At 37.7% G+C, this 24,223-nt stretch carries 28 protein-coding genes; 19 read left to right on the forward strand and 9 right to left on the reverse strand.

The genetic code is table 11. The features are described from left to right. Nucleotides 1-2: 2 nt before the first annotated feature. On the reverse strand, nucleotides 3-389 hold the full coding sequence (gene ytxJ, locus ICG50_RS11900) for a bacillithiol system redox-active protein YtxJ (protein WP_187661123.1): 387 nt from the start codon (nucleotides 387-389) through the stop codon (nucleotides 3-5). Between the two features lie 206 nt (nucleotides 390-595). Here ytxJ and clpB point away from each other — a divergent pair, with 206 nt between their 5' ends. The 5 genes from clpB (at nucleotide 596) to ICG50_RS11925 (ending at nucleotide 6,191) form a co-directional block, all read left to right on the forward strand. Further along, nucleotides 596-3,205 (forward strand): ATP-dependent chaperone ClpB, encoded by a 2,610-nt coding sequence (gene clpB / locus ICG50_RS11905; RefSeq protein ID WP_187661124.1) that lies wholly within the window; start codon nucleotides 596-598, stop codon nucleotides 3,203-3,205. Between the two features lie 644 nt (nucleotides 3,206-3,849). Beyond that, a complete protein-coding gene (locus ICG50_RS11910; RefSeq protein WP_187661125.1) occupies nucleotides 3,850-4,509 on the forward strand; it encodes an endonuclease/exonuclease/phosphatase family protein in 660 nt (219 codons plus the stop codon). A 161-nt stretch (nucleotides 4,510-4,670) separates the two neighbouring features. Next, nucleotides 4,671-5,021, forward strand: coding sequence for a hypothetical protein (locus ICG50_RS11915; protein WP_187661126.1), 351 nt, complete (start codon nucleotides 4,671-4,673; stop codon nucleotides 5,019-5,021). Nucleotides 5,022-5,185: 164 nt separating this feature from the next. Beyond that, complete coding sequence (locus tag ICG50_RS11920) at nucleotides 5,186-5,533, forward strand: hypothetical protein (RefSeq protein WP_187661127.1); 348 nt, start codon at nucleotides 5,186-5,188, stop codon at nucleotides 5,531-5,533. Between the two features lie 79 nt (nucleotides 5,534-5,612). Continuing rightward, entirely contained in the window at nucleotides 5,613-6,191 is a 579-nt protein-coding gene (locus ICG50_RS11925; RefSeq protein WP_187661128.1) for a nucleoside monophosphate kinase, read from the forward strand. 74 nt (nucleotides 6,192-6,265) lie between these two features. Here the strand turns inward: ICG50_RS11925 and ICG50_RS11930 are convergent, their stop codons facing one another. Further along, nucleotides 6,266-6,688 carry a hypothetical protein gene (locus ICG50_RS11930; protein WP_187661129.1) on the reverse strand — a complete coding sequence of 141 codons (423 nt, stop codon included), beginning with the start codon at nucleotides 6,686-6,688 and terminating at the stop codon, nucleotides 6,266-6,268. Nucleotides 6,689-6,900: 212 nt separating this feature from the next. Here ICG50_RS11930 and ICG50_RS11935 point away from each other — a divergent pair, with 212 nt between their 5' ends. The 14 genes from ICG50_RS11935 to ICG50_RS12000 all read left to right on the forward strand — a co-directional run bounded on the left by ICG50_RS11935 (nucleotide 6,901) and on the right by ICG50_RS12000 (nucleotide 18,751). After that, a complete protein-coding gene (locus tag ICG50_RS11935; RefSeq protein ID WP_187661130.1) occupies nucleotides 6,901-7,626 on the forward strand; it encodes a DUF4382 domain-containing protein in 726 nt (241 codons plus the stop codon). A 273-nt stretch (nucleotides 7,627-7,899) separates the two neighbouring features. Continuing rightward, complete coding sequence (locus ICG50_RS11940; protein ID WP_187661131.1) at nucleotides 7,900-9,630, forward strand: sensor histidine kinase; 1,731 nt, start codon at nucleotides 7,900-7,902, stop codon at nucleotides 9,628-9,630. A 24-nt stretch (nucleotides 9,631-9,654) separates the two neighbouring features. Next, nucleotides 9,655-10,293: a response regulator transcription factor gene (locus tag ICG50_RS11945; RefSeq protein ID WP_187661132.1), complete on the forward strand. Its 639-nt coding sequence runs from the start codon at nucleotides 9,655-9,657 to the stop codon at nucleotides 10,291-10,293. Nucleotides 10,294-10,633: 340 nt separating this feature from the next. Next, nucleotides 10,634-10,966 carry a DUF4870 domain-containing protein gene (locus ICG50_RS11950; RefSeq protein ID WP_187661133.1) on the forward strand — a complete coding sequence of 111 codons (333 nt, stop codon included), beginning with the start codon at nucleotides 10,634-10,636 and terminating at the stop codon, nucleotides 10,964-10,966. Nucleotides 10,967-11,051: 85 nt separating this feature from the next. Further along, nucleotides 11,052-11,393, forward strand: a complete 342-nt coding sequence (locus ICG50_RS11955) for a hypothetical protein (RefSeq protein WP_187661134.1) — start codon at nucleotides 11,052-11,054, stop codon at nucleotides 11,391-11,393. A 154-nt stretch (nucleotides 11,394-11,547) separates the two neighbouring features. Next, nucleotides 11,548-11,964 (forward strand): DUF5004 domain-containing protein, encoded by a 417-nt coding sequence (locus ICG50_RS11960; protein WP_187661135.1) that lies wholly within the window; start codon nucleotides 11,548-11,550, stop codon nucleotides 11,962-11,964. Nucleotides 11,965-12,040: 76 nt separating this feature from the next. Then, nucleotides 12,041-12,889 (forward strand): L,D-transpeptidase, encoded by an 849-nt coding sequence (locus ICG50_RS11965; protein WP_187661136.1) that lies wholly within the window; start codon nucleotides 12,041-12,043, stop codon nucleotides 12,887-12,889. Nucleotides 12,890-12,995: 106 nt separating this feature from the next. Beyond that, nucleotides 12,996-13,472 (forward strand): response regulator transcription factor, encoded by a 477-nt coding sequence (locus ICG50_RS11970; protein ID WP_341432483.1) that lies wholly within the window; start codon nucleotides 12,996-12,998, stop codon nucleotides 13,470-13,472. A gap of 81 nt (nucleotides 13,473-13,553) precedes the next feature. Next, nucleotides 13,554-14,081 carry a DUF4199 domain-containing protein gene (locus ICG50_RS11975; protein WP_187661137.1) on the forward strand — a complete coding sequence of 176 codons (528 nt, stop codon included), beginning with the start codon at nucleotides 13,554-13,556 and terminating at the stop codon, nucleotides 14,079-14,081. Further along, nucleotides 14,081-14,539 (forward strand): DinB family protein, encoded by a 459-nt coding sequence (locus ICG50_RS11980; RefSeq protein WP_187661138.1) that lies wholly within the window; start codon nucleotides 14,081-14,083, stop codon nucleotides 14,537-14,539. The genes ICG50_RS11975 and ICG50_RS11980 overlap by 1 nt, the downstream gene beginning before the upstream one ends. 1 nt (nucleotide 14,540) lies before the next feature. After that, nucleotides 14,541-14,921 carry a DUF1801 domain-containing protein gene (locus ICG50_RS11985; RefSeq protein WP_187661139.1) on the forward strand — a complete coding sequence of 127 codons (381 nt, stop codon included), beginning with the start codon at nucleotides 14,541-14,543 and terminating at the stop codon, nucleotides 14,919-14,921. Between the two features lie 102 nt (nucleotides 14,922-15,023). Beyond that, nucleotides 15,024-16,514, forward strand: coding sequence for a glycoside hydrolase family 32 protein (locus tag ICG50_RS11990; protein ID WP_187661140.1), 1,491 nt, complete (start codon nucleotides 15,024-15,026; stop codon nucleotides 16,512-16,514). A 22-nt stretch (nucleotides 16,515-16,536) separates the two neighbouring features. Then, nucleotides 16,537-17,865: a sugar porter family MFS transporter gene (locus ICG50_RS11995; RefSeq protein ID WP_187661141.1), complete on the forward strand. Its 1,329-nt coding sequence runs from the start codon at nucleotides 16,537-16,539 to the stop codon at nucleotides 17,863-17,865. 1 nt (nucleotide 17,866) lies between these two features. After that, entirely contained in the window at nucleotides 17,867-18,751 is an 885-nt protein-coding gene (locus ICG50_RS12000; RefSeq protein WP_187661142.1) for a carbohydrate kinase family protein, read from the forward strand. On the opposite strand, the gene ICG50_RS12005 is transcribed toward ICG50_RS12000, so the two are convergent. The 7 genes from ICG50_RS12005 to ICG50_RS12035 are packed head-to-tail and all read right to left on the reverse strand — an operon-like array spanning nucleotide 18,738 to nucleotide 24,195. Further along, nucleotides 18,738-19,238, reverse strand: coding sequence for a 4'-phosphopantetheinyl transferase family protein (locus ICG50_RS12005; protein WP_187661143.1), 501 nt, complete (start codon nucleotides 19,236-19,238; stop codon nucleotides 18,738-18,740). The two genes, ICG50_RS12000 and ICG50_RS12005, sit on opposite strands and share 14 nt — an antisense overlap. Beyond that, on the reverse strand, nucleotides 19,235-19,489 hold the full coding sequence (locus ICG50_RS12010) for an acyl carrier protein (RefSeq protein ID WP_187661144.1): 255 nt from the start codon (nucleotides 19,487-19,489) through the stop codon (nucleotides 19,235-19,237). Before ICG50_RS12010 ends, ICG50_RS12005 begins: the two co-directional genes overlap by 4 nt. Then, a complete protein-coding gene (locus tag ICG50_RS12015; RefSeq protein ID WP_187661145.1) occupies nucleotides 19,482-20,759 on the reverse strand; it encodes a beta-ketoacyl-[acyl-carrier-protein] synthase family protein in 1,278 nt (425 codons plus the stop codon). Before ICG50_RS12015 ends, ICG50_RS12010 begins: the two co-directional genes overlap by 8 nt. A 49-nt stretch (nucleotides 20,760-20,808) precedes the next feature. After that, nucleotides 20,809-21,237 carry a 3-hydroxyacyl-ACP dehydratase FabZ family protein gene (locus ICG50_RS12020; RefSeq protein WP_187661146.1) on the reverse strand — a complete coding sequence of 143 codons (429 nt, stop codon included), beginning with the start codon at nucleotides 21,235-21,237 and terminating at the stop codon, nucleotides 20,809-20,811. A gap of 3 nt (nucleotides 21,238-21,240) precedes the next feature. After that, the gene (locus ICG50_RS12025) at nucleotides 21,241-22,293 is read right to left on the reverse strand and encodes a type III polyketide synthase (protein ID WP_187661147.1); all 1,053 of its coding nucleotides are present in this window, start codon (nucleotides 22,291-22,293) and stop codon (nucleotides 21,241-21,243) included. A 54-nt stretch (nucleotides 22,294-22,347) separates the two neighbouring features. Continuing rightward, nucleotides 22,348-23,064, reverse strand: a complete 717-nt coding sequence (locus ICG50_RS12030) for a methyltransferase domain-containing protein (RefSeq protein WP_187661148.1) — start codon at nucleotides 23,062-23,064, stop codon at nucleotides 22,348-22,350. Further along, complete coding sequence (locus ICG50_RS12035) at nucleotides 23,065-24,195, reverse strand: NAD(P)/FAD-dependent oxidoreductase (protein WP_187661149.1); 1,131 nt, start codon at nucleotides 24,193-24,195, stop codon at nucleotides 23,065-23,067. Nucleotides 24,196-24,223 lie beyond the last annotated feature (28 nt).

Here is a 24,223-nt window from a genome sequence, read left to right on the forward strand (position 1 = left end):
TGTTAAACGAAATCAACCAACTTCGAAGCGGTTATACTTTCATGCGAACGGTCGTAAACGGCTTTACCGTCTTTAATCACGATTAGTTGTGGCGATTGGTGGTATACGCCGAAACGATTGGCTATTTCATTAGAAATATCGCGGTGTTCCAACAAATCTAAGTAATACGGAATCACTTTTTCCTCCAAATCAAACTCTTGTTCAAACTGTCGCAACGCCATTCTGCTGATGCTGCAACGGGTACTGTGTTTAAAAATCGCAACCGGTTTTTCAGTTGACTCATTCACAATCTCGTTTAGCTGACCTAAATCGGTTAAGGCACGCCAAGCCATTTTGGATTTTTCCTTTGCTTCTCCCGAATCCCCAAAAATATTCTTAAATAAACTCATAAACTTTCCGCTTTTAACTATTGCTTTACCCTCATTTTCAAGACATAACGTCATCACAAACGCCAAAATGTCTAACAAGAGCACAAAGATAACTAAAAAAATCAGCCATTTTGTCGGCTTAAACTCATTGGAATATAAATTGACGACAATTGATTGAAGTTTTCAAAACTTTTATTCAAACACAACACAAAGGAGAACAATACACTATGAACACAAACAATTTTACAATCAAATCACAAGAAGCCATTCAGCAAGCGCAACAAATCGCCCAAAGCTTCGGTCACCAGCAAATCGAAAACGAGCATCTCGTAAAAGGAATACTCGAAGTCGATGAAAACGTGACGCCTTTTATCTTAAAAAAACTCAACGTCAATGTTGATTTATTCAAAAAGATACTCGACAGCACTTTGCAAAGCTTCCCGAAAGTTTCCGGTGGCGATATTATGTTGTCCCGTGAAGCCAACACGGCTTTGACTGAAGCGAATATCATTGCCAAGAAAATGAACGACGAATACGTTTCGATTGAACATTTGGTATTGGCTATTTTTAAGTCGAAGAGCAAAGTCGCCCAAATCCTAAAAGACCAAGGCGTAACGGAAAAAGGCTTAGAAGCTGCTATTGCCGAAATCAGAAAAGGCGAACGCGTTACCTCAGCTTCTGCTGAAGAAACGTATAATGCGCTAAACAAATACGCTAAAAACCTCAACGAACTCGCTCGCAACGGTAAGCTTGATCCCGTAATTGGTCGCGATGAAGAGATTCGAAGAGTATTGCAAATCTTGACGCGTCGTACTAAGAACAACCCAATGCTTGTGGGTGAACCCGGCGTGGGTAAAACCGCTATAGCTGAAGGTTTGGCTCACCGAATCGTTGATGGTGACGTACCCGAAAACCTGAAAGACAAAATCGTTTATTCGCTCGATATGGGTGCGCTGATTGCCGGTGCTAAATACAAAGGGGAATTCGAAGAGCGCTTAAAATCGGTGGTGAAAGAAGTAACCTCAGCCGAAGGTGACATCGTCTTGTTTATTGACGAAATCCACACCTTAGTTGGTGCCGGCGGTGGTGAAGGCGCCATGGATGCCGCTAATATCTTAAAACCGGCTTTGGCTCGTGGAGAGCTGAGAGCTATCGGCGCCACGACTTTGGATGAATACCAAAAATACTTCGAGAAAGACAAAGCACTGGAACGTCGTTTCCAAAAAGTAATGGTCGATGAACCGGACACTGAAAGCGCTATTTCTATTCTTCGTGGGATTAAAGAGAAATACGAAACCCACCACAAAGTGCGTATCAAAGACGATGCGATTATTGCGGCGGTAGAGTTATCCCAACGGTATATTACTAATCGATTTCTTCCGGATAAAGCCATCGACTTAATGGACGAAGCGGCTTCTAAATTGCGCATGGAAATCAACTCCAAACCCGAAGAACTCGATGTCTTAGACAGAAAGATCATGCAGTTGGAAATCGAAATTGAAGCGATTAAGAGAGAGAATGATGAAACGAAACTGAAAGGTTTGGGCTTAGACTTAGCCAACTTAAAAGAAGAACGCAACGAAATCTTTACCAAATGGAAATCAGAGAAAGATGTAGTCGATGCTATTCAAGCGGTCAAACAAGAAATTGAAGACTTTAAGCTCGATGCCGAACGTGCCGAGCGCGACGGTGATTATGGGAAAGTCGCCGAAATCCGTTATGGAAAAATCAAAGACGCTCAAGAACGTCTAGAGGCTTTACAAACCCAATTGGCCGAAAACCAAGCCGGCACTTCATTAATCAAAGAAGAAGTAACTCGCGAAGACATAGCCGAAGTGGTGGCGAAATGGACCGGCGTTCCCGTGACCAAAATGCTCCAAGGCGAAAGAGAAAAACTATTGCGTTTAGAAGACGAATTGCACCACAGAGTTGTGGGTCAAGAAGAAGCCATTGAAGCGATAAGCGATGCTGTACGCAGAAGTCGAGCCGGATTGCAAGACATGAAAAAACCTATTGGGACTTTCCTATTCCTGGGAACCACCGGTGTGGGTAAAACCGAATTGGCGAAAGCTTTAGCCGAATACTTATTCGATGATGAAAATGCCATGACGCGTATTGACATGAGTGAGTACCAAGAACGCCACAGTGTGAGTCGATTGGTAGGTGCGCCTCCGGGCTATGTAGGCTATGACGAAGGCGGACAGTTGACCGAAGCCGTGCGCAGAAAACCGTATTCGGTTATCTTGTTAGACGAAATCGAAAAAGCGCATCCGGATACGTACAACATCTTATTGCAAGTGTTGGATGAAGGCCGATTGACGGATAACAAAGGACGTTTGGCCGACTTTAAAAACACCATTATCATCATGACTTCCAACATGGGTTCTGCTATTATACAAGAGAAATTTGAGAACCTTAAAGGAAGTGTTGAAGCCGCTACCGAAGCCGCTAAAACCGAAGTGCTTGGTTTATTAAAACAAACCGTGCGTCCTGAGTTTATCAACCGTATAGACGAAATTGTAATGTTTACACCATTAACGGCAGCCAATATCAAACAGATTGTTGGTTTACAATTGCAAAGCGTAACCAAAATGCTCGCGCATCAAAACATTACGATGGATGCCACACCGGAAGCCATTGCGTACTTGGCCGAAAAGGGTTACGACCCGCAATTTGGTGCCCGACCGGTGAAACGTGTTATCCAACGCGAAGTCTTGAACCAATTGTCTAAGGAAATCTTAGCCGGTAAAGTAACTACGGACAGCATCATTTTGTTAGACTGTTTTGACGGACAGTTGGTGTTTAGGAATCAAGTGGCTGAGTCGCTGAGTAAATAAGGTGCTAAGGCGCTAAGGTTCTAAGGTTTAAACCCTGATGGTTGTTAAAACTGTTGGGGTTCTCTTTTAGGGTTTTATAAAGAGGGAAAAGGGAAAAGGCAGATAACTGACCACTAGCCACTCATAAAAACAAGTGCATGTTTTTCACAACCGAAAAGTATGCACTCATTTCGTGTGCATAATTATTACAAGGGAAAAGTATGCACTCATTTCGTGTGCATAATTATCACAAGGGAAAAGTATGCACAATGGGTTTTGGGTTGGTGTGAGGAGTTGTTAACCACTGATGCCCTGCGAACTGAACACTGATCACTGATTACTGACCACTGAATACTTACTGCACGTTTACTGCACGCTTATTCGACGTTAATAGAACGTTAATAGGACGCAGTAGCATTTTAGTGGCTTTCATAACGTTACCATGACGTTGATTGGGATTTGATTGGGCTTAGTAGAATTTGAAAAATGGCCTTATAAAACCTATTATAAGAATTTTATGTTAATAACTTGATGTAAATTACCCATTGATGGGGATGGATTGGTGGAGGGGAATTGGTTAAATTTGGGAAGACTGCTGATAGTGATTATACTTATCGGCCCGTTACCAGTAACTTTCAGAAAAATCGCAGTAGAAGAGAAACTAAATGAAAATTCTAACTTGGAATATTGAAAGACCGAAAGCAGAAAATCAATTAATTCTTGATAAACTTGCCGAATATGACGCAGAAATTATAATCTTAACAGAAACTAATTCTATAATTAAACTCGGTCAAGAATATACGTTTGTTGCAACAGAAACTTTGAAAAATGGTTATGATGGTGTTCAATATAAAGCTGGCGAAAACAGAACCACAATTTGGACAAAATACAAAATTAGAATACAACATAAAACATACGATGGCTTTACTTCAGTTAGCGTCGAAATTGAAACTCCAAATGGTTTGCTTAATGTTTACGGAACTATAATCGGAGTTTTTGGCGGAATTGGAGAACGCTTTAAAAGTGATTTAGAAAAACAGCTTTTAGACTTTGAAAATCTACCAACAGAAAGTCCAATTTGCGTCGCTGGAGATTTAAACGTTACTTTTACGGGAAGAGTTTATCCAAGTCACGACGCCAGAAATAAATTAAATTCAGCATTTGAAAAATTAGAACTTAAAAATTTGACCGCCGAAATTGAAAATAACGTTGACCAAATTGTGATAAGTAAAAGTTTTATTAAAAATAGAAACGTGAAAATAGAAACTTGGAATCACGATAGAAAATTGAGCGACCATATTGGAATTTGTATAACTTTAGAATAAAAAGCTACTGGTAACAGCCGTTTCTCGCAATTGCGAATTTTGTGGTAAGTTCATGTTTACGTTTCGCAAGAATTTTTATCTTTAACAGAAAATATAAAGTTCCGAACTTCGCAACTGACGAGAAGCGGCGACACGTTAGCTAAATTGCCAGAAAAAAAGTAATGAAACGACAAAAATTTAGGTTTAAAAAAGAGTTTTATACTATTGATGGAATATGGAATGTTCCGGGATATGTAATTAATTCGGGTTATGGCTATGATTTTAAAACTTATTGTTGCAAAAACTGCGGTGAAATTTTTGTCGAACAAATTGAATCCAAAAGAAAACAGAATAGTGACGCTGAAAAAATGATTGATGATAGTTGTCCAAATTGCAATGTTAACTTAGTCAATAACTTAGTTGATTATCCCGAAAATATATTTTACGAAAATAAATTATTTAAAAACAATAACGAAATTGATAAAATACACTTTAAAAATACTGAAATAGTAGAAGTGTATTCATTAAATTAAGTACAGTAGCTATCAGCAGTTGGTTATAACTGCACTTGGGCTTACTTCGAATTTCCTCCGACCCCGAAACGTCGGGGCAAAAAGGAGTTTTATATTTGGACTCATTAGTAATAAATCTATTCTAACTTTTTATTCATAAATTGTTGAACTTTAAAATATGATATATGAAACTACTTATTATATCCCTTTTTACTGTCTTAAATTTTTCCGTTTTTGGGCAAGATGCTATTACACTAAGTTTTAAAAATGACTATGAAGATGTTTATCATCTTTCCTTGATAATATTCACTCCCGATGGGAAAGGTCAAACAAGAGTAAGTAATGTTGACCCGAATACTATTAAAGAATATAATTTCCCCGTTGGCACGGAAATTTATGTTGCTGACAATAAGCAGGAAGAATTTGCCATGAAAGGAAATGACATAAGAAAAACAAATGCAAAACCATGGCTAGTGGTATCTAAAGCTGATAACAATAGGATTGTTTTATTGACTAGTATTAAGCTAAAGTAAACTTTTCCCATTTATAAATGCCCAGCGCATAACAGCCGTTGTAAGTCGCGACATGTTATGGACAATCAATAGGAAACAAATGCAAAAAATCCACATCCTTTTTTTTAATCAATATATTTCAAAATCTAAAGCTATAAAAGCAATTAGTGAAAAGTATAATCTTTTCATTTGCAACTTTGGTGAACAGTTAAGAAAACAATTAATGGAAGAGGAAAACGAACTTGTTATTAGGATAAAATCTTTTATGGATAATGCTAATTTAATTCCTGATCATCTTATGGTAGAATTTTTTAAAAATAATATTAAAAGACAAAACCAAGATACTTTACTAATTGAATTTCCTAAAACTACTAAACAATTTTTGACACTAAAAAAAGTGCTAACTGATTTGGACATGGAAATTCAAATTATATGGCATATAAATCAAAAAAATACTGAGGAATATATGATTCAATACTTCAAAAATCCAAAGGCAAAATTATGGCTTGATAAATATGGTGATGAAGTCAGAGAAAAATGGTTTCAGGATTTTGAAAAAAACCAAATTTTTATTGCGGAAATGCAGAAGTTGACAAAGAATGAGAAGTGGAAAGTAATAGAAGTAGATTATGAAACGGAAATAGACGAAGAATTAATTACTAAGAAGATTAATGCCTAGAGCATAACAACAGTTTCCAACAATTCCTACCCTTATTTTATCCCGAATTCCCTAACTCCCTACTCCTTATACTCCTATTCCGTATAATCCTTACTCCTTTCCCCTTGTATAAACATCTTTAAACTAGTAAAGTGAATGGTGAAAGGCACGGCTTTCCAATGCTTTTCTTCCTCCGTTTCGGGGCTGGTATATTGGTACCAAAGCGTGTACGACGCATTGTCAAATCCCTTTTCAAAAATTGGCACCCCGGTTTCATCGCATTCAATGCCCCAGGTTACCGCTTTTTTGGGTTGTTCATGCAATTGGTAAAAACCACTGCCATTGCCGTTTAATTCTACTGTAGGTTCAGCTCCTTTAAAAAAATACGTTCCGGTAATCGGATAATCAATGTTGGTGGTTAGATAATGAATCCCGTCTTTGGCTTCAATTTTAGTCTGCGCCAACGTGTCAAAAACAAAAAGCAACAGCGCCACAAGGAGTAATTTTTTTGACTTCATAAGTTTTAAGTTTACTTTAAAATAAAAATAGAAACTAATCCAAACCGTTCATCGTTGCGATACAATTAGTTATGAACAGTTTAAACCTCTAAATGTTGATTTCTTCGATAAAAACAAAGCTTTCTAATTTCAGAATTTTAAAAAAATATTATTTTGTGGTAGGGTATTTTATCTTTGCAGTGTTCTATAGCAAATCTAAAAATCTATATGGTATGAAAAAATTAAAAAGCTTATTAGGAATTATTGCCTTACTACTCATCATGGCATCTTGTTCAAGTGACAGTGGCAGCAACGAAAACAATGTAAACATTGTGGCCAGAGCAACTTATTCTCCGGCAGCAAACAAAACTACATTAAACAGTGATGTGGTGTTGTCAACATTCAAAATCAACATTAGAGAAATTGAATTCGAATTAGCTGAGGGAAGCGACGACGACGACGATGATTCTGATGGTGATACAGACGATGACGGATATTACGACAGTGACGAAGAATTCGAATTGTACGGTCCGTTTGAATTAGATTTATTAAATCAAAACGCTCCGGTAACTTCAGTAACTGTTCCTAACGGAACGTACGAAGAAGTGGAGTTCAAACTACACAAAAGCACCAACAGCGCTTCGTCAATGTTTAACAAATCAATTGAAATTACAGGAACCATAAACGGTACACCTTTCATTTTCTGGCACACTATTGATGAAGACTTCGAAATTGATTATGAAGACAACAACCAAAACTTGGTAATCAGCAACAATTCTTATGATTTAGTTTTCAACTTCGATTTAAATCAAGTATTAAGTTTAGTAGATTTAAGTGGTGCTGTTGACGGTGATGGTGATGGTGTAATCGAGATTGGACCAAACGATACCGATGGTAACCAAGCCTTGGCCAACCTTTTAGAGGACAGCATAGAAGATTCTTGCGACCTAGACGATTAAGTTTTTTGAGATTAGAGTTAAGTATGGCCCCAACGACATTACAATCGTTGGGGCTTTTTTTAGCCCCTTACTGAAAACCAATCCTTTTAAAAACTGAGCAATTCCTTTAACTGTAGAACATATTCTACAGTCAATATTTAAATGTATTACACACTAATCACTTAAAGTGGCCTACTTTTGTATCATAAATTAAATTAAAAAATTAATTTTGCCGCCCCCAACTCTTTAACATTTGTTTATACCTACAACAAACAAATAGTAAAAAGCTCCATATTGAACTCAATCCATCTTAAAAAATTAAAGTTTGAAGATCGAAAAGTTGTGCATTATACCCTGCTGGGGTGCATTATTCTTTTACAACTTCTGGCCCTACTCCTTTGGTACAATGAAACTGCCAATGAGGACAAAATTACAGCATCATTTGATGCTATCGATCAAGCCAGTCAAGTAAATCAATTCACCGGAAGGGTGAATAGCGCCATTATTAAATCACAAGAATATTTTAATAATTACATTACTACTAAAGACCCAAATTCGTTGAACAACTATTTGGGTTCGTTAAAAGAAACGAGTTTATTGATTGACAGTTTGACACTATCAACCAAGAATAGAGACGATTTTAAAAACTTATTGGCCCGAAAAAACAAAGCCACTGCCGATATACTGTTGCTGAAATCATCCATAGATTCTATCATCGATCGACAAATTCATCCCAATCAGGAAGAAGTGGCGGCGCCTTTTAGATTTGACAGTCTTAACTATAACAAAGTGCTGGACAGTATTGATACCAATACCTCTATTAAAATTGACAGTATCTCCCGAAAAGGATTATTAGGCAGACTACTTGCTGCTTTTTCCGGTAAAATTGAAATTCAAAAGGAACAGCTGAATACGGTGGTGACCATGAAATATAAAGACAAAATCATAACGGGTACACTCGAGGAGCAAATGAAATATTTGTTTATGGCCAGTAATAAATACTACGCTGTAGAGTTCAACAAATTAAAAGCAGCCTTTCAAAACCTGAGAAAAAAAGATATTGAGTTGGTGAAATTCAACAGCGAATTGCTAATGCTAAGCCAAAGCACACTGCCCGACTTCACAACTGCTGCCAATGATTTAAAATTCAACAGCCAACAAAGACTAAAAGACCAATTTGAAACCAACAAAGCCATTCGAAATTACTCGATTGTAGCGGTTATTTTCTTAATGTTTGTTATCTCACTCATCCTATTCGGATTCACACGCTTGGCCTTTGAGTATGAAAAAAGGCTGACTGTCGCACAAGAGAAAATTCGACAAAGCCTAAATTTTAAAAATAGAATTATGGGAATGATTAGCCACGAGATTCGTTCGCCGCTTAGTCTTATTTCTATTTACAGTAAAATGATAAGTGCTTCAGTGAAAGACAAGGAAGTGAAAGAAACTTTTAAATCGGTTGAATTTACTACTAACTCATTATTATTATTGTCCAATCAGATCTTAGAATATTCTAAAGATGAAAATCGAAAACCGGCATTACAACACAAGAATTTTTATCTGAAAAATGAAATCGAACAAATCATCAATGCCATGACTTCTTTAGTAGAAAGCAAAGGCAACAAGTTGAGTTTAAAGTCTGATTTAAAAACCGATTACGAAGTCTATTCGGACGCGACAAAGATTCACCAATTGTTTTACAACATCATTGGCAATGCCAACAAGTTTACCGATAAAGGCCAAATCAAGGTTAGCTTAGAGCAAGACCATGTCTCTGACTATGAAGTAAATCTAAAAATCTCTATTGAAGATAACGGCATAGGAATTGCTAAAACTGATTTGGAGAATATTTTCGAATCTTATTACCAAGGTACCGTTTCAGCTAAAGTTAATGATTTAGGCGTTGGTTTAGGCTTAAATCTCTGCAAAGAAATAGTTGCGCTTTTTGAAGGTGAAATCACCGTCGAGAGCGAAGAAGGCAAAGGCACTAAGGTGATGTTTAATTTGATTTTAAGCAAAGTCTAACCTATAACGTAACGCAGAATCCAAATGAAACCAACACAAAACTTTACCTTTTTAGTGGCCGATGATCATAGCATCGTGAGACAAGGCGTTTCTTTATTAATTAAAGAGTTGTTTTTTAATGCCAAAATCCACCAAGCCGGTAATTTTAAAGAAACGCTCAAAGTCCTCAAAGAAACCCCTATTGATTTGCTTATTCTTGATATCAACTTTCCCGACGGCAACAGTTTAAACATTCTTGCCGACATTAAAATCATACAACCCGAAATTAAAATACTAATCCTATCAGCTTATGACGAAGACATCTATGCGCTTCGCTATTTGAATGCCGGCGCTTCAGGCTATTTGAACAAAGGCAGTAGTGAGGAAGAAATGAAACAAGCTTTAAAAAGCATGATGCTCTCTGGGAAGTACATTACCCAAAACATCAAAGACCGAATTTTAGATTCCTATATTTCGAAAAAACCGATCAATCCCTTAGAACTACTTTCCAATAGAGAGGTTGAAGTCGCCCGACTATTAATCAAAGGCTATGGCAATATGGAAATTGCTGAACAGTTGCAAGTAAAGAAATCAACCGTGAGTACTTTTAAGAATAGAATCTTTGAAAAATTAGAGATTAACAACCTAGCCGATTTGATTGATTTTTTTCAACTGTACAATTAAAGAAAATTGGTTTTCCTTTTGAAAATCAGTTTACTAATCTAACCAATTTGTTCGAAAAGCAACCTCTACAGGTTGCTTTTTTTTGTAGAAGCAATTCTACAACAAACCCTCGCCAATTCTACAAATAACTCCTTTTCATTGCTTTAGATTTGCCGATGTGAAATCATGGTCGGATAGAAGTCAAACCATGAAAGTAGTAAGTAGTTTTAAACAATGATTGTGGGTTCCTTAAACCCTATTGTCTTGAAATAGTAGCTAACACTATAAGAGTCGATAGGGTTGAAAGGATTACTGAAATAGTCAAATTAAAATTATAAATGAGATTTTGGAGCCGTTAAAAATGATGCATAAAAATACCGTTTCAGTAGTGAGTTATTTGACCATTATAGGCTGGATGATCGCTTATATGGAATTTAGAAAAGGTGCAAAATCCTCTTTAGTGAAATTTCATCTAGAACAATCATTCGGATTGGCTATTTTAGTGATTTTGACCAATATAGTAATGGCTATTCCTATCTATTTTGATTCCTTTTTTATCCTATTATTAATTATTAACAACATGGGATTGGTTATACTTTGGATTGCCGGATTGATAAGTGCTTATTATGGTGTGAGACTGCCATTGCCAATTATCGGATTTTATTTTAAAGATAAGTTTCGTTTTATCCAATAGTTAACCATCCCATTTTTTTTAAGAATAGCTGAGGTATTTTATGTTAGATCAAATTAACAAACTAATTGCTTTAAACCTCATGCTTATGTTCACTGCTGAACATAAGATATTGAATCTGACCGATTTTAAAAATGAGCAAGGACATCCACTTCCCGGTGGCAAAATGTTGGCAGAAATAATGCGACAAAAGGAATTAATCAAACCTTGTTCAGAAGAAGAAGTGAGTTACAAATTAACCGAATTGGGACAATACATTGCCGAAAGTGGCGGTTGGCTCAACCATGTGGAAAAGATAAAAGGAGTCAAAAAAAATACCCCAAAAGAATTTAAAAAACCCAAAAATGAGGTCAAAAGATTGAACCTCGAGTTAATTCTCGCCGGAATCATCATTGCTTTTTTATGCATGTTGATTGTCTCTTGCATTTAACCTGTTTGCCCTTCCACTAAAGTGAAGTTTTTTTTAACTTCCTAAGCTCTAATAACCTTCACTATTAGAGCTTTTTTTTGTAAAAACCGTGTTGTCTTGAATTTACAACTTTACAATATTTTTATATCTTAGCCCTAATGAAAATCTAATACATATGAAAACGCGATTCCTACTGCTGGTATTCCTATTTGCATTTGCTACAGCGCAAAGCCAAACTATAGATGAAGCTTTTATTACCGGCAAGTGGAAAGTCAAAAAAGCCACTGCACTCAAAGAAGCCGAAAAAGCAGAAACCAAAGAACTGGTAACCGGCTTTCAAAAAGGAACTTATAACTTTAATGCGGACCACAGTTTCACCTTTGAAACCAAAAGCTCGGCTGAAATGATGGAGAAACTCGAAAAATTATTCCGAAATAACAAATGGATATTCGACAAAAAGAAAAAACAAATCAAAGTCGGACTCAAAAAAGAAGGTTACTCAAACATGACTTTTTTAGTTAGCGTTAAAGAAAAGAAAATCATTTTTGTGATTGAAGATGCCCAAATAGAATTGGTCATGAAAAAGCAATAGCAAATCTGTCAATCTCGCAACAATTCCTTTAAATTATATAACACTAAACACTTTCCTATAATCGAATTTTACTACTATGAAAAAGTATCTCATAGTTGTAATCATCGGTTTAGTTATTTGGTCTTGCAAACAAGAGCAACAAACGGCAACTCCCAAAAAAACAGTACCCGAAAGACGCCAACCTAAAGCAGTAACTTACCAATGGCAAAATCCTAAAGTATGGTTGTCCAAAACTTCGGACAGTAGCGCTATTAAAATTGCCTTAGCTGTCAACCGAACCGACAAAGCCAATTTTGTCAAAATGGATTCAATAGTAGTTCCCACTGACTTTACAGGTGATCTTGAATACTATCTTCCGTTTCCTTTTGAAGTCAAATCATTGAATGAGGTAAACAAAATCATTTTCTTTTCTTATCCAACCCAAACCTTTGCTGCTTACGAAAATGGCCTATTGATTTATACAGGTCCGACCAATATGGGCAGAAAAGCAGACCAAACACCAACCGGATTGTTTTTTACCAATTGGAAAGCAGAGGAAACCACCAGCACTTTCAACGATGAGTGGGATTTAAAATGGAATTTCAATATCGCCAATAAACTAGGCATTGGTTGGCATCAATACGAACTACCGGGTTATCCGGCTTCTCATTCCTGTTTGCGTTTACAAGAAAAAGATGCCCGATTTCTATATGAATGGGCAGAACAATGGGTATTGTTAGATGACGATACGGTATCAGTTAAAGGAACGCCTGTAATTGTTTATGGTGCCTATGCCTTTGAAGCGACCAAACCATGGTCACAACTAGTTGCTAATCCCAAAGCACTAGCTATATCAGAGGAAGAAATTACAAAACAGGCGTTGCCTTTTTTAAAAACTATTTTGACTGAACAACAAAAAAGAGTCAAATACCAAGGGAAAAAATAAAGCATAAATCACTTACCACAATTACAAAAGAAGCATTCCGAAATGGGATGCTTTTTTATGAGCTAAGATTATTTTACTTATTTTTGGATAAACCAATACCAAAATTGTGCTCAAACTAAAACCGTATAGAGAAATCCTCAATTATGCCGTTTCGATGGCTGCCTTACTGCTGTTGCTGCGCTGGCTTGAATTCCGACTCTTAGTTCTAGAACACCGGCTCGAAATCTACATTAGTATCATTGCGTTGCTCTTTTTGCTGTTTGGCATTTGGTTAGCGAATAAAGTCACCAAACCCAAAGTGGAAACCATAGTAGTCGAGAAAGAAATTCGGGTTCCCATAGAAAACTTCATGCTAAACGAAACCGAATTACAACTAAGAAACATCAGCAAGCGAGAACTGGAAGTACTGACTTTAATGGCCCAAGGCATGAGCAATCTGGAAATTGCCCAACAATTATTCGTTTCCCTCAACACCGTCAAAACCCACAGTGCCAAACTCTTTGAAAAATTAGAAGTCAAACGAAGAACCCAAGCGATAGAAACCGCCAAAAAATTACAGCTCTTGCCTCCTACTTTAGGATGATTTTTTAAAAATCACCCAAAAGGATGAGTGATGATATTGAACAAATACTAACCTTTGTTACCTAATCAAAAACTAATTATTATGAAGAAAATCATTATTACCAACGGACTTATTGCCGGCGCCATTGTAGCGACCTTCATGGTTTATGGAACGTATAAAATGAACCAAGAAGACTTTGAACCAAGCATGATTCTGGGTTACGCCGGAATGCTAATTGCCTATGTTTTTGTCTTTTTAGGGATTAAAAATTATCGCGATAATTACAATAATGGCGCGATTACTTTTGGAAAAGCATTTAAAATCGGTATGCTAATTTCATTGATTGCCGCAACCATTTATGTTGGCGTGTGGTTGATAGAATACTATTGCTTCTTCCCTGACTTTATGGAGAAATACGCCACTGTAATGGAGAAAAATTGGCAGAAAGAAGGCTTAACTTTAGCAGAAATCAAAGCTAAAACTGAGGAAATGAACATGTTTAAAGAACTATATAAAAATCCGATTTGGGTAATCCTGATTACTTATTCCGAAATATTGCTGCCAATCGGAGTTTTAGTTCCAATTATCAGTGCGCTAATCTTAAAAAGACAACAGAAAATAGCTCAATAATGAAAGAAACCAGGCGCATCATAAGTCTGTATCAAAAAGGCTACAACGGCAGTCCGTGGATTGACATTACGCTTACTGCCGTTTTGGAGAATATTACTGCCGAGCAAGCGGCCAAAAAAGCTTTACCCAATGGCAATACAATTTGGGAAATTTTAAACCATCTCATCGCTTGGCGTAGCAATGTATTGCAACGTGTTCAGGGAAAAGTGTTGGTTACACCCAAAAACAATTATTTCGAACCAATTAAAGACACTTCGGATACTGCTTGGAATGACACTTTAGAAAAATTGGAAGAAACCCAAACCGCTTGGCTGAAATTCTTAAGCGATTTAAAAGAACGTGATTTGGAAAACATTTATCCCAACAATGAAATGACTTACTATGAGCACATTCAAGGGATTCTCCAGCACGATTGTTACCATTTAGGGCAAATAGTAATCTTGACCAAAATGGTTTAGTATGAACAACAATGAAGTCAATACTTATCTTGAGCAATTAGAACATCCGTTAAAAGCAGAAGTTTTACAGTTGCGCAATTATATCAAAACTGATTTTCCGTCACTGACAGAAATCATCAAATGGAATGCGCCAAGTTATCAGTACAATCAACTTGATTTCCTGACTTTTAATTTGGCAAAGCCAAAAGACATAAAACTCATTTTACACCGTGGTGCTAAAAACAAAGAAGCATCTTTAACTCGACTCATTGAAGATCAAAGTGGTTTGCTTCAATGGGCTGCCAATGACAGAGCCATAATTACTTTTACCAAATCAGATGAGATTACAAACCATCAGGAAAACCTAAAATCCATCATTCAAAATTGGATTACCAAACTATAAAGCTAAAAAACGCCGATTCAAATGAATCGGCGTTTCGTTTTTATTATTATTTTTAGAAATTATTTGCATATTTTTTTAATAAAATCATAATTTATAGCCACAATGAAAATTAAATTCTCCATACTCCTTTGTTTGCTGTTTCAAAATATTTTGGGACAAACCGATAAAAACTATGCTGAACCCTATCGACCACAATTTCACTTTACACCTCCCGCCAAATGGATGAATGATCCAAACGGCTTGGTTTATTTCAATGGCAAATACCATTTATTTTACCAATATTTTCCCGAGAGAACAGTCTGGGGACCAATGCATTGGGGACATGCCGAAAGCACTGATTTACTTCATTGGAAGCAATTGCCCATTGCCCTATATCCCGATGAATTAGGTTGGATTTTCTCCGGAAGCGCTGTGATTGACAAAGACAATACAGCCGGTTTTGGTAGTAATGCTATGATAGCCATTTTCACCTATCACAATGACGAATTATGGAAAGCCGGACAAAAAAACACAGAAAGTCAAGCTATTGCTTACAGCAATGACGAAGGCAAAACTTGGACAAAATACAAAGGCAATCCCGTGTTAAACAACTCGGGGGAACAAGATTTCAGAGACCCTAAAGTTTTTTGGCACCAAGAAACATCTAAATGGATTATGGCATTAGCGGTAAGTGATAAAATTAAATTATTTTCCTCTACAAACTTAAAAGAGTGGCAAGAAGAAAGTGTTTTCAAACCTGAAAATGACACCGAGAATTTAGGCGTTTGGGAATGCCCCGATTTGTTTCCTTTGATGGCAGAAGATTCTCAGGAAACCCTGTGGGTGTTAATCGTGAATCACGGAGACAAAGCACCCAATGGCGGTTCGGGAACACGCTATTTTATTGGCAACTTTGACGGCAAAACATTTACCCAATCTCAAAAAGCGCTATGGTTAGACAATGGTACAGATTACTATGCAGCCGTAACTTTTTATAATGCTCCCCAAGACAAAAAAATAGTTTTGGGATGGATGAGCAACTGGCAATATGCAACGAAAGTACCCACAGAAGTTTGGCGCAGCGCTATGACTTTACCTCGTAAATTAGGAATGGTTAAAGCCGACGACGGCTACCGATTGACTCAAAAAATGATTCCACAGTTTGCCACTTTAACCAAACCCGAATGGGAACTCGAAAAAGTAAACACGCCATTTGAAAAAAAGAACCTCAATTTATCGCAAGCCGAAGTTACCTTTTCGATGGACCAACCTAACGATGCAATTATTACGTTGACCAATACCAAAGGAGAACTATTTACTATTACTATTACTGAAGACATGGTTGTCACAGACCGAAGTAATTCGGGAAAAACAGATTTTGACAAGACTTTTAGCAGAAAGCCTCAAGTAATGCCGTTAGGTGAAAAAAAGGTAACCCGTGTCCAACTCATATTGGACAAATCATCTGTTGAAATCTTACTCAATGACGGACTATACTCAATGACCAATCTCTTTTTTCCAACGGAAGAGTATTCCATTCTGAACATTATTACCAAAGACAAAAAACCACTCAAAAACCTAAAGATAAAATCGGTTGCCCGAATTTGGGACTAAAACCGCCTAACTCCTAACCAAGATGAACTCAAGAAAAATATTTTATTGGTCTATTATTGTCGCCTTAGCCGGATTCTTGTTCGGCTTTGACACCGTTGTTATTTCCGGAGCCGACAAGCAATTACAAACCCTTTGGCAAACTTCCGATTTGTACCACGGTCTAGTCGTTATGTCTTCTGCGCTATGGGGAACAGTAATCGGAGCCATTTTTGGATCGATTCCAACCAACAAATTAGGACGCAAAAGAACCTTAATTATCATTGGTGTTTTGTTCTTTGTTTCGGCAGTTGGAACTTCTATGGCCAATGATACTTTGGTTTTTGCCTTTTTCAGATTCCTTGGTGGATTGGGTATTGGCGCTTCAACCATAGCGGCACCAACCTATGTTTCCGAAATTGCTCCGGCCAAAGACCGCGGCAAACTGGTGGCTTTGTACCAATTCAATATAGTATTCGGAATTCTGGTGGCTTTTACTTCCAATTATTTTCTGCAAGACATAGGCGAAAACGCTTGGCGTTGGATGTTGGGCATTCAAGCCCTTCCGGCGTTGATTTATACAGTTTTGGTTTTTGGCGTACCCGAAAGTCCACGTTGGATTTTAGAATACAGAAAAGACAAAGAAAAAGCCATCGAGATTTTGAAACAAATCAATCCTGAAACTGATATTGAGGAAGAATTGAAAGCCATAGCAACCGAAAAATCAAAAGAAACTGCGGACGAAAGCATCTTTATGAAAAAATACAGAAAGCCTTTACTGTTGGCGTTTTTCATCGCTTTCTTCAATCAGGTTTCCGGAATTAATGCGTTTTTATATTACGCGCCGCGCATCTTTGAATTGGCCGGAATGGAACAATCAGCTTCATTTTTAAGCAGTATAGGTATTGGTTTTGTCAACTTGATTTTTACCTTAATTGGCGTCGCATTGATTGACAAATTTGGTCGAAAAACGTTGATGTATATTGGTTCTGTGGGTTATATCATTTCGCTCGGCTTAGTTTCGACTGCCTTTGTATTAGAATGGAAAGGAATGTTTGTCCCGGCGTTTTTCTTCTTGTTTATTGCAGCGCATGCTATAGGTCAAGGTGCGGTAATCTGGGTTTTTATCTCCGAAATATTTCCAAACAAATTAAGAGCGGCCGGGCAATCGTTTGGTTCTTCGGTGCATTGGATTTTAGCCGCGTTGATTCCGTCGTTCATTCCGTTTTTGTTCAAGGAAATCGGACCCGCAACTGTATTCATTTTCTTTTGCCTGATGATGGTTTGGCAATTGTTTTGGGTGATGTTCAAAATGCCGGAAACCAAAGGAGAAACACTAGAGAATTTAGCCGAAAGTCTATCCAATAAAGAATAAAATGAATAAAAAATTAGTTTGCTTTGGCGAAGTGTTATGGGATGTGTTGCCCACAGGAAAGATTGCCGGTGGCGCACCAATGAACGTTTCCATACGTTTGCAATCCTTAGGTGTTGATACCAAAATGATTTCTAAAATCGGGAATGATGCTTTAGGGAAAGAACTTTTAGCGATTATTAAAGAAAAAAAGGTTGATACTTCACTAATTCAAATCGATGACCACTTGTCAACCGGAGAAGTTTTGGTGACTTTAGACGCCAATGGAAGTGCTTCTTACGACATTGTTTATCCGTCGGCTTGGGACAAAATTGAAGTAACTGATGACAACCTAAATGCGGTTAGAGAAGCCGATGCGCTAATCTTTGGTTCGTTAGCTTGTCGCGATACGGTTTCGAGAACTACGCTTTTGACTTTATTGGAAAATGCCCAATACAAAATCTTCGATGTCAATATCAGACCGCCATTTTACAGTATAGATTTTTTGGAACAAATGATGAAACTGGCCGATTTTATTAAGCTGAATGATGATGAATTATTCGAAGTGGCGCATGCTTTAGGTTCGAACAGTGACAACATAGAAGACCACATTGTATTCCTTTCCGAACTCACCAACACCAATACTATTTGCGTAACTAAAGGTAAAGATGGTGCCATTTTATACTTTGACAATCAGTTTTATAAACACAAAGGATTTGAAGTTACCGTAGCCGATACTATTGGTGCCGGCGATAGTTTTTTAGCCGCTTTATTATCTCAAGTTTTATATTCGGAAGCGCCTCAAAATGCGGTTGAATTTGGTTGTGCCGTTGGTGCTTTGGTAGCATCACACAAAGGTGCCAATCCCAACATTTCTTTGGAAGAAATCGCTGATTTTATAAAACACTAAACTGTTTTTCTGTCGATTCCAAATAAGCGATTCGGGCAAATCTCCCGTGATGCGTGATTGATGCCGGATGCAATTTGCCTTCGACTATGTCAAACCAATGGGGAATGCCGTTTTTCTTTTGGACGGCATCCCGACTCTCCAAATGCTGAATCGACTCAAACTTATCTCTTGAAGTAACGGCGATAGTATAAATAAAATCGGGCGTGATTTGCGTTTGGGTGTAATATTTATAATGACCAAAAACAACTTCATCTGCCTCGCAAACAAAGCATTTCGGATTAAAAAATCGCTCTCCGGTTTGGCGGTTGTAAATTTTATAAGCCGCTTCTTTCCTACTCCATAAATGCCAAACCATCTGTTCGGGATTATCAGAAGTCAGGATTAGCTCTTGTTCCTTTTCAGTAAAGAGTTTGTCCAAAAAACCTTTGCGTTGCCAGTTGCTCTCTTTTTTGGCTTTCGCCAAATCTACGATGTCGTTCCCAATCATTTCTCGGCCAACTTAGCTTCAATAATTTCTATCGTCGCTTTGATACTGATCATTTTTTCCATAGCCAAATTGTCAATATCAATGCCGAAAGCATCTTCGACATCCAAAACGATATCCACCAAATTCGCGGAATTGATTTGCAAATCGGTAATAAAATCGGTGTCTTCTGTCAGATTCTCAAACGCTTCCTGATTGTTTACAAAAGGCTTTACAATGGTTTTTAATCTTTCGATTATGTCTTCTTTAGTCATAGTGGTATTTTTTAAACAGTACACAGGCGTTTACATCGCCAAATCCAAAACTCGCTTTGGCTACTATAGTTAATTCTTTTTTAATCAGTTGTTGCGGAATGCGACTTTCGCCAATAATCGCCGTAATCTCGGAATGCAAATCTTCACAATTGGTATTCGGGAAAATAAAACCGTGGTGCAATTGCAACACCGAAGCCACGCTTTCCACACTACCGGAAGCCGACAAACAATGGCCGACCATCGATTTTAACGAATTGATATATGGAAAATTATCGCCGCTTAAATGCAACGCTTCACTCCAATTTTGGATTTCCAAACCATCTTTGGCGGTCGCAGTCAAATGCCCATTAATAGTATCGATTTCATTTGGTTTAATATTCGCATTTTTCAACGCTTCTGTAATACATCGCTTCACCGCTGTGGCATTGGGCGCAGTCATAGTTCCGCCACCACGTTGTCCGCCCGAATTGATATTGCCACCTAAAACTTCCGCATAAATCTTGGCACCACGAGCTAAAGCACTTTCCAAATCCTCTAAAACCAAAGCACCGGCACCACTACCGGGAACAAATCCTGAAGCTGTGGCCGACATTGGTCTCGACCCTTTTTCGGGCGTATCGTTGTGTTTAAAGGTACAAACTTTCATCGCGTCAAATCCACCCCAAATATAAGGTCCGGAATCGCTGGTACTTCCTGCCAAAATACGCTTGGCTTGCCCTAATTTGATGCGTTCATAAGCCATCAAAATGCTTTCGGTTCCGGTGGTACAAGCAGAAGAATTGGTCGTGACTTGATTGCCCAAACCTAATTTTCCACCGAGATAAGCACTGACTCCACTGTTCATCGTTTGCGCTACGGCAGTACTGCCTAATCTTCGGGTTTGGAGTTCGTCAATTTTATAAATGCTTTCGCGAAATTTATCAATTCCGGAAGTTCCTGTGCCGAAAATCGTTCCGCTATCCCAGTCGGGTTCGGCGTTAGTTTCCATAGACAAACCGGCGTCTTTCCAAGCATCGATTCCGGCAATGACGCCGTATAAAATTCCTGACGAATTGAAATTTCGGAGTTCTAATTCGCTGAAGTATTGCAAAGAAAGTTCGGTTGAGATTTCAGGTTTTCCGGCAATCTGACAAGAAAACTGTAAGCGTTCCAACTCGGCGTCGTGCTTAATCCCCGAAACCCCGTTTTGAATGGCATGGGTAAATGCGGGAAGCCCAACTCCGTTTGGAGCGACTATGCCTAGACCTGTGATGACAACTCTTTTGTTCATGTTAAAATTAATTTCAATGACAATAACAATGGCAATTTCAGTGAGGAAATTATTTGATTATACCTGCGATGATTCCTTTGCAAACTTCTTCTCCTTTATCATTTATCATTTTCACTTGGCATTTTAATTTGCCGAAACGGAAATACATTTTCTCTGAAATCACGGTTACTTTTTCATTGGGATAAACCGGTTTTATAAATTCTATTTCACTTGAAGTTAAAGCGATTACACTATTTTTAGTAAATTCATTATTCAACAAATAAATCCCCAAACACACAACCCCGATTTGCGCCATGACTTCGGTTAAAATCACGCCGGGCGTTACCGGATTATCTTTGAAATGACCTTTGTAAAAATCTAAGTTTTCGTCAAAAGTATAGCTACCTTCTACTCCGTTTTCATTAATGCGAATGAGTTCATCCACAAACAAAAACGGTTTGGCATAAGGTAAACTCGATATGATTTCTGCTATTGTCATATTTTAAAATGCTAATAAAATGCGTTGTGCTGAAAATCCCGGACCGAAACTCAGCATTAATCCTTTTTCGCCTTTTGGCGGTTTATTGTCCATAATGCGTTCTAAAACGTACAATACTGTTGAGCTCGACATGTTGCCGTACAATCGCAACACTTCTTTCGTGTCGTCTATATTTTTGCCTAAATCACCGAATAAATCTTCCACCGTTTGCACTATCTTTTTGCCACCGGGATGAAAAATTAAATGATCGATATCTTCCATCTTCAAATTGTTTTGTGCCAAAAAAGGATGAATAATATCCGGAAAATGAGCTGAAATAGTTTCAGGTACTTGGATATCTAACACCATTTGCAAACCCATATTCGTTAGTTTGAAACCCATCATGTGAATGTTGTCGTAGAAATGGTACATCGATTCATCCAGGATTTCCGGACCTTCATCAGCTTCGTGCGACGACAACAAAACACAAGCTGCGCCATCGCCAAAAATAGCCGCACTCACAATATTCGCCATTGAGTAATCATTGAGTTGAAAAGTCGCCGTTGGGCTTTCGACTGCAATTACGGCTGCTCTTTTCCCGGGATTGGCTTTGAGGAAATTTTTGGCATAAATCATTCCCGAAATTCCGGCCGCACAACCCATTTCGGTAACAGGCAAACGCACAATGTCTTGGCGGAGCTTTACTTTGTTAATCAAATAAGCATCGAGTGAAGGAATCATGATTCCGGTACAGCTGACTGTGATAATGTAATCTAAATCCGTTGGTTCCCAATGCGCTTTTGCTAAAGCTTTAACCAAAACCTTTTCGCCTAAATCAATCATTTCACGCACATAAATATCGTTTCTCGATTCAAAAGAAGTATTGGTAAAAACTTCAATCGGATCCATAATAGAATAGCGTTTGTCGACCATCGCGCCTTCGAATATTTTTTTGACTTTCCGAATAAAGCGTTCGTCCTGACCGAAAAGCCATGCGTCGAGATACGGGAGAATTTCCGCTGTAGTTCGGGAGAATTTCGGTAATTCTTTGGCGACTGATTTAATTTTTACACTCATGGGTTTGATTTCAATGTCAATGACAATATCAATGTCAATGACAATAGTAAATACTTAATTTGTTTTATTAATAATCCATTGGTAGCGAAATGCCCATTTCCATTGGATGGTATATTTTTTTAATTGTAATTCTTTTGAATAGTTTTCTAATTCGGCTTTTTTGAATCCACGTAAAATGGAAACCAATCCGTCTTCTCGTGACATTTCATTTAATTGGAAAACAAAACACAAAGCCTGAAATAATCTATAAGCAATAGCGCTTCTTTGCAAATCATTAATCACGATTCCAATACTTGCCTTTTGATAAAAAACTTTCATTAAACTCAAGATTTCTTCGTCTTTGAAATGGTGTAAAGTCAAGGTACATAAAACAATATCATAGTCCAACGCTTTGAATTCGGCTTCAAAAATATCTTCACATTGGTAACTGATGTTTTCATATGCTGTCGACAAGGTTTTCGCATGACTGATCGTAAACGCATTGGCATCGATGCCTATTAAATTAAAACAGTAATCGTTCTGTTTACCAAACTCGGCCAAGGCTCGCAACATATCTCCGTTACCACAACCGATATCGACTATGGTTATTTCTCGGTCTTTTGGAATGCCTTTCAGCAATTGTTGAACACCTTGTAAAGTTAGTTGGTTACCACCTAAAAGCCGATTGATTTTGGCGATTTTATCTAACGCATCGCGCAACGTTTCGCCTTCTAAGGCAAAGTCGTCCATAATTTCGGATTGGTTGGTTCGGTATTTAGTATCAATCATCATTTAGGCGGAAATTGTTATTGGTTTGCCATGTGTTTTTTTGATAATCAACGGCAACAAAAATGGCGCTATCATTACTATACGAAAAGCGATATTCGATAGTTTAGGCTGCAACAAGATATTGGCCAAAATTCTTCCAGTTCTTAGACGGCTTTTGAAATTTTTGTTCCAATTATGGGTATAAATTTGTTCCAAAGCTATTCTGTTTTTTATCTTTTCTTTAAAAAAGTCATCAATTACTTCGGCGGCAATTTTGGCACTATGAATCGCCATCGCCATACCGTTACCACATAACGGATGGATTAATCCCGCAGTATCGCCTATCATCAAAATGTGATTTTCAACCGGAAGTTTTTGCTCGAATGAAATCTGGCTGATGGTTAACGGTTTATCGAAAAGCAGTTTGCTATTTTGAAAAATATCTTTTAAATGCGGATTTTGCTCCAAAACTTCTTTTTGGTATAAATCACTATCCTTGTGCTTTTTGAAGGTTTCATAGCTCGCCAAATAACATATATTGATTCGGTTGTCTTCCACTTTAGAAACGCCGCAATAACCGCCTTTGAAATTGTGTAAACCCACAACTTTATCGGAAAATTGACCTTCGTAATGCGCTTTTACAGCCAACCAAGGTGATTTTTGTCGGATAAAATTACGGTTCAATTGGATGTCGATATTGGAACGTTTGCCAAAAGCGCCGAGAACAATTTCAGATTTGATAATTGTATCTGTAGCAGTAGTGATAGTGAAAATGTCATCGGCAAAATGGATATTTTCTACACTTTCGTGAATGATTTCGCAACCATTAGTAATTGCTTTTTGGTACAAATAATTATCTAAAGCATATCGACTTATACCAAATCCACCCAAAGGCAAAGTGGTATTAATTGTTTTTCCGGAAAAGGTTGAGAATTGTAGTTGGTTGATGTGCGTTGGTTTCAACTCATCGATAGAAATGTTTAACCATTGCCAATAAGGCAACACTTCATTGGAGATATATTCGCCGCAGACTTTGTGTTTCGGGTAGCTGTTTTTTTCTATCAACACAACAGGAATATCCAGCTTTCTCAGGTGAATTGCCGCCGTTAAGCCTGCCAAACCACCGCCAATAATGACTACTTTGTTCTGATTCATAACAAAGTAAATTTAGCGAAATGATTGC

The organism is Flavobacterium buctense (genome assembly GCF_014486695.1).
GTDB classification, from domain to species: domain Bacteria; phylum Bacteroidota; class Bacteroidia; order Flavobacteriales; family Flavobacteriaceae; genus Flavobacterium; species Flavobacterium buctense.

Coding starts and splice junctions, on each gene's coding strand:
- ICG50_RS11965 (WP_187661136.1), top strand. CDS start 12,041: ATGAAAAAGTATCTCATAGTTGTAATCATCGGTTTAGTTATTTGGTCT.
- ICG50_RS12005 (WP_187661143.1), bottom strand. CDS start 19,238: ATGATTGGGAACGACATCGTAGATTTGGCGAAAGCCAAAAAAGAGAGC.
- ytxJ (WP_187661123.1), bottom strand. CDS start 389: ATGAGTTTATTTAAGAATATTTTTGGGGATTCGGGAGAAGCAAAGGAA.
- ICG50_RS11960 (WP_187661135.1), top strand. CDS start 11,548: ATGAAAACGCGATTCCTACTGCTGGTATTCCTATTTGCATTTGCTACA.
- ICG50_RS12035 (WP_187661149.1), bottom strand. CDS start 24,195: ATGAATCAGAACAAAGTAGTCATTATTGGCGGTGGTTTGGCAGGCTTA.
- ICG50_RS11925 (WP_187661128.1), top strand. CDS start 5,613: ATGCAAAAAATCCACATCCTTTTTTTTAATCAATATATTTCAAAATCT.
- ICG50_RS12030 (WP_187661148.1), bottom strand. CDS start 23,064: ATGATGATTGATACTAAATACCGAACCAACCAATCCGAAATTATGGAC.
- ICG50_RS12000 (WP_187661142.1), top strand. CDS start 17,867: ATGAATAAAAAATTAGTTTGCTTTGGCGAAGTGTTATGGGATGTGTTG.
- ICG50_RS11995 (WP_187661141.1), top strand. CDS start 16,537: ATGAACTCAAGAAAAATATTTTATTGGTCTATTATTGTCGCCTTAGCC.
- ICG50_RS11910 (WP_187661125.1), top strand. CDS start 3,850: ATGAAAATTCTAACTTGGAATATTGAAAGACCGAAAGCAGAAAATCAA.
- ICG50_RS11930 (WP_187661129.1), bottom strand. CDS start 6,688: ATGAAGTCAAAAAAATTACTCCTTGTGGCGCTGTTGCTTTTTGTTTTT.
- ICG50_RS11955 (WP_187661134.1), top strand. CDS start 11,052: ATGTTCACTGCTGAACATAAGATATTGAATCTGACCGATTTTAAAAAT.
- ICG50_RS12025 (WP_187661147.1), bottom strand. CDS start 22,293: ATGAGTGTAAAAATTAAATCAGTCGCCAAAGAATTACCGAAATTCTCC.
- ICG50_RS12010 (WP_187661144.1), bottom strand. CDS start 19,489: ATGACTAAAGAAGACATAATCGAAAGATTAAAAACCATTGTAAAGCCT.
- clpB (WP_187661124.1), top strand. CDS start 596: ATGAACACAAACAATTTTACAATCAAATCACAAGAAGCCATTCAGCAA.
- ICG50_RS11985 (WP_187661139.1), top strand. CDS start 14,541: ATGAACAACAATGAAGTCAATACTTATCTTGAGCAATTAGAACATCCG.
- ICG50_RS11990 (WP_187661140.1), top strand. CDS start 15,024: ATGAAAATTAAATTCTCCATACTCCTTTGTTTGCTGTTTCAAAATATT.
- ICG50_RS11945 (WP_187661132.1), top strand. CDS start 9,655: ATGAAACCAACACAAAACTTTACCTTTTTAGTGGCCGATGATCATAGC.
- ICG50_RS11975 (WP_187661137.1), top strand. CDS start 13,554: ATGAAGAAAATCATTATTACCAACGGACTTATTGCCGGCGCCATTGTA.
- ICG50_RS12015 (WP_187661145.1), bottom strand. CDS start 20,759: ATGAACAAAAGAGTTGTCATCACAGGTCTAGGCATAGTCGCTCCAAAC.
- ICG50_RS11920 (WP_187661127.1), top strand. CDS start 5,186: ATGAAACTACTTATTATATCCCTTTTTACTGTCTTAAATTTTTCCGTT.
- ICG50_RS11935 (WP_187661130.1), top strand. CDS start 6,901: ATGAAAAAATTAAAAAGCTTATTAGGAATTATTGCCTTACTACTCATC.
- ICG50_RS12020 (WP_187661146.1), bottom strand. CDS start 21,237: ATGACAATAGCAGAAATCATATCGAGTTTACCTTATGCCAAACCGTTT.
- ICG50_RS11915 (WP_187661126.1), top strand. CDS start 4,671: ATGAAACGACAAAAATTTAGGTTTAAAAAAGAGTTTTATACTATTGAT.
- ICG50_RS11980 (WP_187661138.1), top strand. CDS start 14,081: ATGAAAGAAACCAGGCGCATCATAAGTCTGTATCAAAAAGGCTACAAC.
- ICG50_RS11950 (WP_187661133.1), top strand. CDS start 10,634: ATGATGCATAAAAATACCGTTTCAGTAGTGAGTTATTTGACCATTATA.